Below are 13,076 nucleotides of genomic sequence, written 5' to 3'. Positions count from 1 at the left end.
GACCAAGCGTGCGCGCGCTCGTCTTTTCCATAGGACCAAGTACCGACGTCGTTCCCTCCTCCTGCCGCGCCCCAGACAAATGAGTCATTCAGCCAAGCCGATGCCGGCCTGGCGCCGCCGTGTCGCGGTGCGCATCGCACGCGTCCCGGCAGTCGCAACGCTGGCCGCGCTGTCGATGCTCGGTTCCCTTGCGTCGCCTGCCCGTGCGCAGTCGGACTCCGTGACGCGCCGGCCAACTGAGCTCACGCTGCTCGTGGGCGTCTCGCAACGCCGACAACACGATGTGACGGCGTCGCCACTGGTCTTCGGCGGCTCGGGCTTCGACGGCGCGGCAACGTACGCGCGCGCGCTCAGTCGCACCTTCGCGTTCGACGCGGGCATCGCCGGCGGAACACATCGCCTCGGAACGGCAGCCAGTGCCGCGCGCGAGAACGTCATCGAGGCGGGCGCGCACGTCTCGGTGCTGCGCACTGTAATCGGAGTCGACAACGCCGCACGGTCTCTGAGCGTCGGTCTGGCGCTCGCGGGCGGCGTCATCTCGAACCAGCACGCCTACGCGACGCCGACCGAAACCACCGCGAACTTCCTCATGGCTTCGGCCACACTCGGCCCCGACGTCGTATGGCGCGAGCGGATGCGCTCGGGCGTCGCCAGTGTCGAGGTGCGCACCCCGATCGCCGGGCTCGTCGATCATCCGTACTCCGAAGCGAAAGTCGACTACACGCCCGTGGCGATCCGGACGGTGTCGTTCAACACGCTTCGTGCGCTGGATGGCTCGATCACGTTCGCGCCCGCATCGACACGCCGCGCCGGCCTGCTCGTGGCGTATCGCTTCTCGCTTCTGCGCTTTGCCGACGTGCAGCCGTTCGAGGCCGCGACGCAGTCGCTGTCCATTGGATTCGCCACGCGCTTCGGCGCGCGCGGGCCGCGCTGACCGTGCGCCTGACTTCGCGCGGGTTCGTCGCCGGCCTGACGCTGCTGCTCGCCGCCGGGTGCGCCGACTCGATCGTCGGCACGAATTCCGTGGCCGACCACGGCACCGTCTTCGACGATCTCTGGCATCAGGTCGACCTCCACTATTCGTACTTCGACCTGAAGCACATCGACTGGGACTCGCTGGGCGCGCACTACCGCCCGATCGCGCTCGCGGCGACGACGGACGCGCAATTCGCCACGGTCCTGTCGCAATTGCTAAGCGAGCTGCACGACGTTCACGTCTCCCTGACGCCGCTAGGCGCGACCACCACGATGCGGTACATCTCGCACGCCGAGGCAGCGCCGACGTTTCATGATGAACGGCGGACGATGGCGCGGTACGTCACGAGTACCGATTCGACGCCCGACGGTGAGCTCGTGTACGGTTACGTGGCGCCGACGGTCGGGTATGTTCGCATCGCCAGCTTTCAGGGCGACGGATGGGCCGGCGACATGGACGCCGTCGTTCGCGCATTAGGAAACGCGAACGCGCTGATCGTCGACGTTCGTGACAACGGCGGCGGCAACTATCTGCTCGCGGCGGACGTCGCCGGCCGCTTCGCCGACCGCAAGCGAACGTACGGCTACGTGCGGCGCAGGAACGGCCCCGCGCACGCCGACTTCACGGCGGACATGGCGGAAACGATCGAGCCCAAAGGCACGCACTTCGCCGGCCGCGTGATCGTGTTGACGAACCGCCACGTGTTCAGCAGCGGAGAGGACTTCGTGCTCGCCATGCGCACGATCCCGGCGACAACTGTCGTGGGCGATACCACGGGCGGTGCGTCGGGCGGTCCGATCACCCGAGAGCTTCCGAATGGTTGGAGCTTTCAGCTCTCGGAATGGATCGAGTACACGCCGGACCACGCCACGTTCGAAGGCGTTGGATTGGCGCCGGACATCGTCGTGAAGGCCACGGCCGCCGATGCCACGCGCGGCGTCGATGCCGCGCTCGAGCGCGCGGTCGCGCTCGCCTCGACCGCGGTCAACTCGGCCGCCATCAAATAGTTCGAATCAGCGGCGAGCGGTCATTCGTCGGCGAACATGACGCCGAGCTGGCGTCCGGAATCGCCGGCACGGTGCGAGAAGAAACGCGCGTTGTCGCATCGCGTGCACGATGGGCTCGACGTGATGTGCCTGACACCCATGCCGCGCGCGTGGTCGGCAATGATGGCGCGCAAATCGACGGTGGCCGGTTTGTCGACGACCTTGCCGGTGAGCTGTCCGTAAACATCGGGGCTCACCTCGTAGCACTCTCCGCAGATCGCGACGCCGGTGTGTACTCGCAACTCGCTGGCCGGGAGTCCGCGATGAATCAGCGCTTCGATCCCGCGCTCGATGATGCGCGCCACCGTGCCTCGCCAGCCGGAATGCAGCAAGGCGATCGCGCCGGACGGATGCGCGACGAAGACCGGCACGCAGTCGGCGACGCTCACGGCCAGCGCGGTGCCGCGCTCGATCGAAACGTGGCCGTCGGCGGCATCGCCGCGCAGCCAGCCCTCCCAGCCGCGATGATGGACGACGACGCGATTGCCGTGGACCTGTGACGCGCTCGCGAGCCGCACACCGCCCGCGGTTCCCGCGGTCCCCGCGGTTCCCGCGATTCCCGCGCTGCTTGGCGCGAGCTCCTGGCGCAGCTGGTTCCATCGGCCCATCACCTCGCTGACCGGCTCACCGCCATTTACGCCGAACGTTCCGGCATCACGCGACGTCGCGAAGGCGCGAATGCCGAACTCCGCGAAGTCGCCGATGACTTCCGATTGTTCGAGAATCGTCACAAAAAGCTGATCCTTCGCTTTGCTCAGGATGACAATGCGACGCTCATTTTGCCCGGCGGTCTTCCACGCGCTCGATCTTGGCACCGAGCGCGCGCAGCCGCTCGTCGATGCGCTCGTAGCCGCGTTCGATCTGGGCGACGTTGTTGATGGTGCTCTCGCCGTCGGCCGTCATCGCGGCGACGAGCATCGCCATGCCGGCGCGAATGTCGGGTGAATCGACGGTGCTGCCGCGCAGCCGCGACGGACCGGAGACGAGCGCGCGGTGCGGATCGCACAGCACGATGCGCGCGCCCATGCCCACCAGCTTATCGACGAAGAAGAGGCGCGACTCGAACATCTTCTCGTGGATCAGAATGAGCCCGGTACATTGCGTCGCGGCGACGAGCGCGATCGACATCGTGTCCGCCGGGAAAGCCGGCCACGGCTGATCCTCGAGCTTCGGCACGTGCCCGCCGAGATCGCTCTGAATGACCTTTTCCTGCTCGGCGGGCACGACGAGATCCGCTCCTTCGATCTTGCACGAGACGCCGAGGCGCGCGAAGCCCATGAGCGTCGACCGGAGATGTTCGATGCCGGCGTCCGCGATGCGCAGCTCCGATCCCGTGGCGGCCGCCATGCCGATAAACGAACCGACCTCGATGTGGTCCGGGCCGATACGATGCGTCGCGCCGCCGAGCTGTCGTCCACCTTCGATGGTCAGCTTGTTCGTGCCGACGCCGTCGATGTCGGCGCCGAGCGCGATGAGAAAGTGGCAGAGGTCCTGAACGTGTGGCTCGCTGGCCGCGTTGCGGAGGATGGTGGTGCCGCTCGCGGCAACGGCCGCGGTGATCGCGTTCTCGGTGGCCGTGACGCTGGGCTCATCGAGAAAGACGTCGGCGCCGCGGAGGCCTTTCGTGGAGAGATGGAAGCTCTCATCGAGCTCGAAGTGGGCGCCGAGGCGCTCGAGCGCCAGAAAATGCGTGTCGACGCGGCGGCGGCCGATGACGTCGCCGCCCGGCGGCGGCAGCTCGATCTCGCCGCAGCGCGCGAGGAGCGGCGCGGCCAGAAGAATCGACGCGCGAATCTTTCGGCACAGCTTGGGGTCGAGGCTCGCCGACTTTACGGTTTTCGCATGAATCTGAAGCGTGTTGCGCTCCGACCACGCGACGTCGACGCCCAGGGTGGCGATGAGCTCGACCAGCGTCTCGACGTCGCGAATGCGCGGCACGTTCTCGAGCGTCACCGGGTGTTCGGTGAGCAGGGCCGCGCACACGATGGGCAGCGCGGCGTTCTTGTTGCCGGACGGGCGAATCGTTCCGGACAGGCGTTGTCCACCTTGGACGATGAACTGCAGAGCGCTCATGTGCGTGGCTGAGGCGTAGCTGGTGGTCGTGGTCGGAATCGAGCGAAGAATGTCCGGGGCCCCGCGCGAAAAGCAATGGCGGAGTCGTGGCATGGCGCACGTTCCGTGCGACCAGCGCGCGCCGTTGGTTCATTCTGGTTGCTTCGTACGCCAGCTTGGCGTAGCATGCGGTGACGCGTCCCCACAGCAGCACATGCGGCCGAGCATGCTTGGCCTTTGGCTTGCACTCCTGGAATCGCAATGGCTTCACTTTTTTCGCTGGGACCATTTCTGATGCAGGCGGCCGCGGCGACCCACGACACGCTGCTGGTCAAGCCGGTGTTGCCGGCGCACGGGGTGTTCGAGCAGATCACGACGATCGCGAGCGCGATCATCACACTCGCGCTGCTCGTGCTCGTCGTCGTGGCGGTTCCGGTTGCCTGGCACTTCCGGAAGGTGTATCGCAAGGTCAGCCATCTGCTCGACCGGATGCAGGGCGACATCACGCCCATCATGCATCACTTGAGCGTGATCACCGACAACGTCAACTTCGTCACGACCTCGATCCGGACCGACGTGCAGAAGGTGAATGCGACGATCGTGGCCGCCAACGAGCGCGTGCAGCACGCCGTGGCGCTGACCGAGGAACGCCTGAACGAATTCAATGCGTTGCTCGCGGTGGTGCAGGACGAAGCGGAGCAGGTGTTCGTGTCCACGGCCTCTGCCGTCCGCGGAGTTCGCGGCGGAGCGGCCGCATTCCGACGCCGTGGGATGGACCTTGCGTCAGACGAGCTCGATCCGGCCGTTCTGGCCGATGCAATCGAAAGCCAATTGGAAAGCGAGGAGGAAGACGATGGCCACGACGGCAGCTCCCAACCGTCCGCGGAGCCGGCGGCAGGCGGCTTCACAGCAGTCCCGCGCGTCCGGCCGCGGGCCCGCCATCCGCGGAGCGGACGAGGCGGCCTCGGAGGGATATGATCGCGAATACGACCTGCTCACCGCGGCGCTCATCGGCGCGACGCTCGGCGCGGGGTTAACGTACATGTTGCGGCGCGGCCCGTCGGGGTCGCGTCCGGTGTCGCCGGTCATGCGCGGCTTGGGTCAAGGCGCGAAGTGGGCCGGCCGGCATGCATCGCGGTGGGGCAAGCAAGGCGGCCGGTGGGCCGCGCGCCGCGGCCACGACGTGTGGGACAGTATTCCGCGCGACGAGATCTCGGATCACATGTCGGAGTATCTCGGCCGCGCACGTGAGGCGATCGATGACGCGGTGGAGTCCGAGCTCAAGGACTTGCGTCGCTCCATTCGGCGGCAGCGCAAGCGTCTCGGTCTGTGATGGACGTTGGGCGCCGGGCGTTGGGCGGCTCGTGACAGCCCGGCGCGCCGTCGCGCTCGCCCTGGTGTTCCTGATTGTCGCGCCGGCGGTCGCGCACGCCTGGACGCCGGGTACGCACGTCTACCTCGGCGAAGCGGTCATGCGATCGCTGGCGCTCCTGCCGCCGTCGATTGCCGCGCTGCTCAAGGAATTCCCGTACGACTTTCTGTATGGGTCGATCGCGGCGGACACGAGCATTGCGAAGAAGTACGTGCCGGTCGGCCGCCACTGTCACTCATGGAACGTCGGGATGGAGATTCTCGACGGCGCGGGCGATGATCCGCTCCGCGCGTTCGGGTTGGGATACCTGTCGCATCTCGCGGCAGACTCCGTGGCGCACAACTACTTCGTACCGAAGCAACTCGCGGTCACGTCGAGCACGTCGGGGCTCGGACACTCGTATTGGGAGAGCAGGTTCGAGACCCACCTGGGCACCGCGTGCGCACGCAGCGCGCGCGAGCTCATTCTGCTCGATCACTCGCGCTCGGACGGCCTGCTCGACCGCGTGTTGAGTCCCACGATTTTCAGCACGTCGACCAACCGCCGCATCTTCCGCGGGATGGTCATCGTCGCCGACAACGAGTCGTGGCAGCGCATCTTCCAGCTCATGAAGGAGAACAGCCGCTGGGATTTGCCGGATGACGAAGTCGGCGCGTACGTCGCGCGCTCGTACGATTTCATCATCGACATGCTGCAGCGCATGGATCGCTCGGAGCCGTTCCGCCTCGATCCGTCGGGCGACGAAGCACTGCGCCTGGCGAAGAAGGTGCGCCGCAAGACGCTGCGTGAAGTGGGCGACCATCGGCTCCATGAAGAAGCCGATCGCGTATTCGGGATGCCCGACACGACGCTGCCGTTTTCGCGGAACCTCGCCGATCCGCTCTACGTTCCGACGCGCGTGGCAAGCAACTGATTCACCCGCTTCGGGTCGGCGCTGCCGCTGGATTTCTTCATCACGAAGCCGACGAGCACACCCTGTAACCGCTTCTCGCCGCCGACGAACCGCCGCGCTTCGTCCGGATGCTCGGCGAACACTTCGTCGATCCAATCCGACAGCGCGCTCTCGTCGCTGATTTTGAGCAGTCGATCGCGTTGGGCGATCTGCGCCGGCGGATCGCCCGTGCGGACCATGGTGGCGAAAATCTGCTTGGCCGCCGTGTGGCTCACGACGTCGTCGCGAACGAGGTTCAGCAACTGTGCGAGATCGGCGGGACGCACCGTGAAGTGCTCGACGGACTGTCCGGTGCTTTTCAGCGCCGCGAGCACTTCGCCCATCATCCAGTTGGCGGCGGTCTTTCCGTCGTCGCTCTGCCGCGCCACCTGCTCGAAGTATTCACCGATCGCTGGGCCGGCGGTGAGTACGTGGAGGTCATAGTCGGTCAGCACCGGGTATTCGCGACGGTATCGCTCGCGCCGGGCGGCCGGTAGCTCCGGCAGGTGTCGCCTGATGTGATCGAGTCGTTTGCCCGAGATGATGAGCGGCGGCAGATCGGGCTCGGGAAAGTAGCGGTAATCGTGACTGCCTTCCTTCGAGCGCGCGGGCCGGACGTCGCCGGCGTGCTCATCCCACAACAGCGTCTGTTGTTCGACTCTGCCGCCGGCGTCGATCAGCGCGCACTGCCGCGCGAACTCGACCTCGAGCGCGCGGACGACGTTCGAAAACGAGTTCAAGTTCTTGAGCTCGGTCTTGGTCCCGAGGTTCGTCTCGCCCCGCTCGCGGACGCTGATATTGGCGTCGACGCGAAGACTGCCCTCTTCCATGTTGACGTCGCTGACGCGCGTGTATTCGAGAATTTGCTTGAGTGTCTTCAAATATGCGTCGACCTGGGCCGTGTCGAACATCTCGGGCTCGCTGACGATCTCGAGCAGCGGCACGCCGGCACGATTGAGGTCGACGCCGGTGAACCCCGAGAACCGGTCGTGAACGGACTTGCCGGCGTCTTCCTCCATGTGCGCGCGCGTCAGCCCAATGCGAACGTCCGACCCATCGCGCCGAGCGCCGATGGTGACGCACCCGCCGCTCGCGATCGGTTTGTCGAACTGCGAGATCTGATACCCCTTCGGCAAGTCGGGATAGAAATAGTTCTTCCGCGCGAACACCGACGTCGTGTTCACCGTGCACTCGAGAGCGAGGGCCGCGCGAATCGCCAGCTCCACGGCGTGCTCGTTGAGCACGGGCAGCGCCCCCGGCAGCGCGAGACACACCGGGCAGGTGTTCGCGTTGGGCGACGCACCGAAATCCGTCGAGCAGCGACAGAAAATCTTGGTCGCCGTCTTGAGCTGGACGTGCACCTCGAGGCCGACGACCATCTCGTACCGGTCGGTCCACTTCCCTGACGCGGCGGTGGTCATCGGTGCGCGTCCTCGCCGAGGACGCGCTCCAGCGCGTAGGCGGCGGCGAACATCTGCCGCTCGTCGAAGTGTGGCGCGATGAACTGGCCGCCGACCGGAAGACCGTCCACCCTCCCGATCGGCAAGGACATCGCGGGCACGCCGGCGAGATTCGCCGTACACGTGAAGATGTCGCTCAAATACATCTCGTACGGATCGGACTTGGCCCCGATCGGAAACGCGGTCGTCGGTGTCGTGGGTGTGAAGAGCAAATGCACGCCGCGCGCGAACACCTTGGCGAAATCGCGCGCGATCAGCGCGCGCACCTGCTGCGCCTTGCGATAGTACGCGTCGTAGTAGCCTGCCGAGAGCACGTAGGTGCCCAGGAGAATGCGGCGCGTGACTTCGGGGCCGAAGCCGCGCGAGCGTGTTTCCTCGTACATCCCGCGCAGTCCGTCGCCGCCGCGTGCGGCCTGTCTGGCGCCATACCGCACGCCGTCGAAGCGCGCCAGGTTGGACGACGCTTCGGCCGGCGCGATGATGTAGTACACCTCGATCGCGAGGCCGGTGTGCGGCAATGAGACTTCTCTAATTTCGGCGCCCAGCTCGCGGAGCGCGTGCAGGGCCGCGTCGCATCGCGCGCGGATCTGCGGATCGAGATCGTCGGGGAAATACTCCTTGGGTTTGCCGATGACGACGCCGGTCAGCGCACCCCGCGCGGCCGCGCGATAGTCGGGGACGGGCTCGGCGGCGCACGTCGAGTCGAGCGGATCGTGGCCGGCGATCGTTTGGAGACCGAGCGCGGCATCGTCCACCGTGCGGCCGAAGACGCCGATGTGATCGAGGGACGACGCGAACGCCACCAGGCCAAATCTGCTCACGCGGCCGTACGTCGGCTTGACACCGACGACGCCGCACAACGCGGCGGGCTGCCGAACTGACCCGCCCGTCTCCGACCCCAGCGCGATGTCGACGATCCCCGCCGCGACGGCCGCGGCCGACCCGCCGGAGGATCCACCGGGCACGCGCGCCGGATCGAGCGGATTCCGCGCCGGACCGAACGCGCTGTTCTCATTTGACGAGCCCATTCCAAACTCATCCATGTTCGACTTGGCGATGATCACCGCCCCCGCATCGCGGAGGCGCGCGACCGCGGTCGCATCGAACGGGCTGACGTAGCCCTCGAGGATGCGCGAAGCACAGGTCGTCGGCAACGTCCGCGTCGCGATGTTGTCCTTGATCACCACCGGCACGCCGGCGAGCGAATCCGTCATCCCCGCCGCACGCCGCTCCTCGACGCGCTCGACCTGCGCACGGAGGTCTTTAGCATCCGAGTATAACAGAATGTTCAAGCCAGCCCGATCGAACGCGCCGACCTCGCGCGCGCGACGCAGGCTCTCCTCAGCCCGCGATCGGCCAGACGTCACGACGCGGCCTCGGGATCCTCGTGCGTCGACAACCGCGGGACGAGAAAGAATCCGCCTTCGACCTTTGGCGCGAAGGCGTCGATGCTGCGCGCGAGCGGAATCGGTGGTCCGGCATCCGCGCGCAACGGGGCGGCGGCGGCGCCCAGGCCATCAATCGCCTCGACACCGTCCGTGTTCACCTGCGACAACACGTCCATGTGCGCGAGGATGGTGTTCAGCTCGCCCACGAGCGACTGCATGCGCTCGTCGCCGAGTCCGAACCGCGCGAGCGCCGCGATGTGCCGGACGTCATCGATGGTCACCGCCATCAGTCGTCTCCGCGCTCGAGATTCGCCTGCGCGATCACCAGCGTCTTGCGACCAACGGCCTCGTCGTCGAAGTCCACCTTCACCTTCGCGTCGCGGCCGATGCCCGACAGCTCGGCGATCGTTCCCGTGCCGAACTTGCGATGCTTGACGCGCGCACCGACCACGAACATCGGTGCATCCTGCGACTCGTCCTCGACCGAGATCGAGACGCCGCCGAACCCGCCGACCGGCTGTCCCGGACGCCGCGACGATGCCGACGGACGACTGAAGAAATCTTCGGCGTCGCGGCTCGAGCGCGCGCTCGTGCCAAATTTGCTGCCATAACTGCTCGAGCCGCCCCAGTCTCCACCTGCACGCATGACCGACCGGCCGGAGCTGCGCACTTTGATCGTGCTCTTTCGCTCCACCATGTCGTCGGGAATGCCGTCGAGAAAGCTCGACTGGCGCGACGGCAACAGCTCGCCGTTGCGCCGCCGCTCCTCGGCGTGCGTGACGTACAACTTCCGCTCGGCGCGCGTGATGCCGACGTAAAACAATCGCCGCTCCTCCTCGAGAAGCGCGGGATCATCGAACGCCTTGGCGAGCGGAAACAGTCCGTCCTCCATGCCGGTGATGAACACGAAGGGAAACTCGAGCCCTTTGGCGTTGTGCAGCGTCATCAACGTCACGGCGTCGTCGGCGCCGCTCCCCAAGTCGTCCGCCCCGGCGACGAGCTGCGCGCGCTGCAGGAAGTGATCGAGCGGGCGCAGGCCAACTTCGCCAAGGTCGTCGGCCACCTGCTCCGCCGCGCCGGTGATCAACTCGCGTACGTTGTCCAGACGCTCGGCGGATTCCGGTCCTTCGGCGCGCAGATAGTCGCCGTAGCGAATGGCTTCGACGAGCTCGCGGAGCAGCTCGTCGACCGCCGCCTCGCTCGCGCGCTCGCGCAGCGTCTGGATCAACTTCACGAATTCAGCAAGTGCGGTCCGCGCCGCCGGACGCATGCCGGTCGTTATTTCAGCGAGCTGCGCACCTTCATAAATCGGCAACCCGCGTTGCCGCGCCTGCTCGGCGAGGTTCTCGATCGTGGTTTCACCAAGTCCGCGTTTCGGTACACCGACGGCGCGGCGGAGTGCTTCGTCGTCCGCGGGGTTCGCGATGAGCTTGAGATACGCCATGAGATCGCGGATCTCGCGCCGGTCGTAGAAGCGGACGGCGCCGACGAGGCGATACGGCACGGCGTAGCGACGCAGCGCTTCTTCCATGGCGCGGCTCTGCGCGTTGGTGCGATACAGCACCGCGACATCGTTCAACGATCGCGACGATTGCGCGCGCCGTGAGTTGACCTCGCCGACGACGAAGTCGGCTTCATCGCGCTCATCGAGGCACCGGACGATCGTGACCGGCTCGCCACTCGGATGCGTGGCGCGCAACGTCTTGCCCATGCGGCCGGTGTTGGCGCTGATCACGAGATTGGCCAGCGCCAGCACCTGCGGCGTCGAGCGGTAGTTCTCCTCGAGCCGGACGATGGCCGCGTTCGGGAAGTCCTTGTTGAAGTCGAGGATGTTCCGGATGTCCGCCCCGCGCCAGCCATAGATCGACTGGTCGTCGTCGCCGACCACGCAGACGTTGCCGTGCTCGCCGCCGAGCAGTTTGATCAGCTCATACTGCGCGCGATTAGTATCCTGGTATTCATCAACTAGAATATACCGGAATCGTCCGCGGTAATAGGCGAGCCGCTCGGGGTGCTGTTGCAACATGCGCACCGGCAGCACGAGCAGGTCGTCGAAGTCCACGGCGTTCGCGAGTTGCAGCGCTTCGCCCTGCGAGCGATACACCGGCGCCACCGCCTTGGCGAACATGTCCATCGCCAATCGCTCGTACTCCGGCGGGGTGACGAGCGAGTTCTTGGCGTCGGAGATCGCCGACTGCACCGCGCGCGGCGTGAATTGCTTCGGCGAGACGTCGTGCCGCTCCATCAACCGTTTGATGACGCCGAGCGAGTCGTCCTGATCGTAGATGGTGAAGGCGGGCGTGCGGCCGACCAGATGCGCGGACATGCGCAACATCCGAGCGCCGATCGCATGGAAGGTGCCGACCCACATCCCCGACGGATCGGCGCCGAGCAGGCGGCCGATCCGGTCGCGCATCTCGCCGGCCGCTTTGTTGGTAAACGTGACGGCGAGAATCTGCCGCGGATCGACGCCCTCGACGTCGATCAACCGCGCGATGCGCGTGGTGAGCACGCGCGTCTTGCCCGATCCCGCGCCGGCGAGCACGAGCAATGGGCCATCGACGTGCAGGACAGCTTCGCGCTGCGCCGGGTTGAGGCCGGCGAGGCGTTCTTCTTCTTCGGTCATGCTTCCTCACTTCGGCGCTTCGCACCTCCGCTCGGAATTCCGCAGATATGCATCAGTGTAGAATAATCTCGAACGTCGCGCCCTGCTCCGCCGGCACCAGCATCAATTTGCCGCCGTGGTTCTCTTCCACGATGCGTTTGGCGAGCGACAAGCCAATGCCCCATCCACTTTTCTTAGTGGAGAACCCAGGCTCGAAGATCCGCGCGCGCAGCTCGCGCGGGACGCCGGGGCCGTTGTCGGCGACGCGAATGACGACCGCATCGTCCGGCCCGCGCTCCGCGGCGAGCGAGACGCGACCGCCGCGCCCGGCCAAGGCATCGATCGCGTTCTTCGTCAGCACCTCGACCGCCCACTCGAGCAGCACGGGATCGCCGTGCACCACGTGCAGGTCGGGCGCGATCGCCGAGTCGATGACGATGGTGTTCGCCAGCGTCGGCACGCGCGCCTGAAAGTATTTCGCGATGCGCGCGACAATACCGGCCGCATCGATCTCCTCGTACTTGGGCTCGCGCCCGATGCGCTCGAAGCGGTGCGCCACGCGATCGAGCCGCTCCAGATCGCCGCGCATGTGGCGCACGGCGGCTTGCGACGAATCGTCGTTCGCGCGCTCCTCGAGCAGCTCGATCCATCCTGAAAGACTCGAGAGCGGCGTGCCGAGCTGGTGAGCGGACTCACGCGCCATGCCGGCCCACAGTCGTTCGCGCGCAGCGTCGCCTCGCGAGCGAATCAGGAACAGCGCGAACAGCACGAGCAGCGCCGCGCTGATCGCGAACAACGCCGGAATGATTCTCAAGCCCCGCACGACCGCGGGATCGCCGAAGTACACTTTCGTGCCGACGAGCGAATCGACGATCGGCTTGTGCTGCGCCTCGAGAATGGGGATGTACTGCGCCACGCGCGGGTCGTCGTTCGTGACCGGATTCCCGCTACGATCGAAGACGAGATTGGCGTGAAACGCGACCTTGCCGCTCAGGTCCGTCACGATCAACGGCACGCCCTGCTTCACGATGCTGTTCGAGAGGTCGAACAGCGCCTGATCGGCGACACCCGGCCGGGGATCGTTGATCGCGCGATACACGCGGCGATACATGTCGATCGAATTCGCGGCATCGGCGCGCAAATCCGCGACGACCCGCTGGGTGTACCACACGTACGCCCCCAGCAGCACCAGGATGAGCGTGGCAACCAGGAGCTCCGGCTTGCCGCGGCGCATCATGCGCATAGC

12 protein-coding genes are annotated in these 13,076 nt (G+C 66.4%); 5 read left to right on the top strand and 7 right to left on the bottom strand.

Features of this window, described 5'->3' with window-relative positions:
- Positions 1-79 precede the first annotated feature (79 nt).
- Complete coding sequence (locus tag VN706_09680; GenBank protein HXT15889.1) at positions 80-934, top strand: hypothetical protein; 855 nt, start codon at positions 80-82, stop codon at positions 932-934.
- Positions 935-936: 2 nt separating this feature from the next.
- Positions 937-1,983, top strand: coding sequence for a S41 family peptidase (locus tag VN706_09675; GenBank protein ID HXT15888.1), 1,047 nt, complete (start codon positions 937-939; stop codon positions 1,981-1,983).
- Between the two features lie 20 nt (positions 1,984-2,003).
- Here the strand turns inward: VN706_09675 and VN706_09670 are convergent, their stop codons facing one another.
- Both VN706_09670 and murA read right to left on the bottom strand, forming a co-directional pair.
- The gene (locus VN706_09670) at positions 2,004-2,753 is read right to left on the bottom strand and encodes a polyphenol oxidase family protein (GenBank protein ID HXT15887.1); all 750 of its coding nucleotides are present in this window, start codon (positions 2,751-2,753) and stop codon (positions 2,004-2,006) included.
- 43 nt (positions 2,754-2,796) lie between these two features.
- A complete protein-coding gene (murA, locus tag VN706_09665; protein ID HXT15886.1) occupies positions 2,797-4,188 on the bottom strand; it encodes a UDP-N-acetylglucosamine 1-carboxyvinyltransferase in 1,392 nt (463 codons plus the stop codon).
- A gap of 147 nt (positions 4,189-4,335) precedes the next feature.
- Here murA and VN706_09660 point away from each other — a divergent pair, with 147 nt between their 5' ends.
- The 3 genes from VN706_09660 (at position 4,336) to VN706_09650 (ending at position 6,359) form a co-directional block, all read left to right on the top strand.
- Complete coding sequence (locus VN706_09660) at positions 4,336-5,052, top strand: DUF948 domain-containing protein (protein ID HXT15885.1); 717 nt, start codon at positions 4,336-4,338, stop codon at positions 5,050-5,052.
- A gap of 64 nt (positions 5,053-5,116) precedes the next feature.
- Entirely contained in the window at positions 5,117-5,407 is a 291-nt protein-coding gene (locus tag VN706_09655; GenBank protein HXT15884.1) for a hypothetical protein, read from the top strand.
- A 31-nt stretch (positions 5,408-5,438) separates the two neighbouring features.
- The gene (locus tag VN706_09650; protein HXT15883.1) at positions 5,439-6,359 is read left to right on the top strand and encodes a zinc dependent phospholipase C family protein; all 921 of its coding nucleotides are present in this window, start codon (positions 5,439-5,441) and stop codon (positions 6,357-6,359) included.
- Here the strand turns inward: VN706_09650 and gatB are convergent.
- Genes gatB through VN706_09625 form a run of 5 tightly spaced genes read right to left on the bottom strand, consistent with a single transcriptional unit; the run spans position 6,329 to position 13,073 of the window.
- Complete coding sequence (gatB, locus tag VN706_09645; GenBank protein HXT15882.1) at positions 6,329-7,798, bottom strand: Asp-tRNA(Asn)/Glu-tRNA(Gln) amidotransferase subunit GatB; 1,470 nt, start codon at positions 7,796-7,798, stop codon at positions 6,329-6,331. The two genes, VN706_09650 and gatB, sit on opposite strands and share 31 nt — an antisense overlap.
- Complete coding sequence (gene gatA / locus VN706_09640; protein ID HXT15881.1) at positions 7,795-9,204, bottom strand: Asp-tRNA(Asn)/Glu-tRNA(Gln) amidotransferase subunit GatA; 1,410 nt, start codon at positions 9,202-9,204, stop codon at positions 7,795-7,797. Before gatA ends, gatB begins: the two co-directional genes overlap by 4 nt.
- Positions 9,201-9,512 carry an Asp-tRNA(Asn)/Glu-tRNA(Gln) amidotransferase subunit GatC gene (gene gatC / locus VN706_09635; protein ID HXT15880.1) on the bottom strand — a complete coding sequence of 104 codons (312 nt, stop codon included), beginning with the start codon at positions 9,510-9,512 and terminating at the stop codon, positions 9,201-9,203. The genes gatA and gatC overlap by 4 nt, the downstream gene beginning before the upstream one ends.
- The gene (locus VN706_09630) at positions 9,512-11,851 is read right to left on the bottom strand and encodes a UvrD-helicase domain-containing protein (GenBank protein HXT15879.1); all 2,340 of its coding nucleotides are present in this window, start codon (positions 11,849-11,851) and stop codon (positions 9,512-9,514) included. Before VN706_09630 ends, gatC begins: the two co-directional genes overlap by 1 nt.
- Positions 11,852-11,903: 52 nt before the next feature.
- The gene (locus VN706_09625; GenBank protein ID HXT15878.1) at positions 11,904-13,073 is read right to left on the bottom strand and encodes a HAMP domain-containing sensor histidine kinase; all 1,170 of its coding nucleotides are present in this window, start codon (positions 13,071-13,073) and stop codon (positions 11,904-11,906) included.
- Positions 13,074-13,076 lie beyond the last annotated feature (3 nt).

The sequence above is a fragment of the Gemmatimonadaceae bacterium genome, from assembly GCA_035606695.1.
Classification (GTDB): Bacteria; Gemmatimonadota; Gemmatimonadetes; order Gemmatimonadales; family Gemmatimonadaceae; genus JAQBQB01.
This window is presented reverse-complemented; position numbering and strand designations above follow the sequence as displayed.

Bases quoted from the DNA above. Each gene is read 5' to 3' on its own strand.
- gatB (HXT15882.1), bottom strand. From the start codon at position 7,798: ATGACCACCGCCGCGTCAGGGAAGTGGACCGACCGGTACGAGATGGTC.
- murA (HXT15886.1), bottom strand. From the start codon at position 4,188: ATGCCACGACTCCGCCATTGCTTTTCGCGCGGGGCCCCGGACATTCTT.
- VN706_09655 (HXT15884.1), top strand. From the start codon at position 5,117: ATGTTGCGGCGCGGCCCGTCGGGGTCGCGTCCGGTGTCGCCGGTCATG.
- VN706_09625 (HXT15878.1), bottom strand. From the start codon at position 13,073: ATGCGCATGATGCGCCGCGGCAAGCCGGAGCTCCTGGTTGCCACGCTC.
- VN706_09660 (HXT15885.1), top strand. From the start codon at position 4,336: ATGGCTTCACTTTTTTCGCTGGGACCATTTCTGATGCAGGCGGCCGCG.
- VN706_09630 (HXT15879.1), bottom strand. From the start codon at position 11,851: ATGACCGAAGAAGAAGAACGCCTCGCCGGCCTCAACCCGGCGCAGCGC.
- gatC (HXT15880.1), bottom strand. From the start codon at position 9,512: ATGGCGGTGACCATCGATGACGTCCGGCACATCGCGGCGCTCGCGCGG.
- VN706_09680 (HXT15889.1), top strand. From the start codon at position 80: ATGAGTCATTCAGCCAAGCCGATGCCGGCCTGGCGCCGCCGTGTCGCG.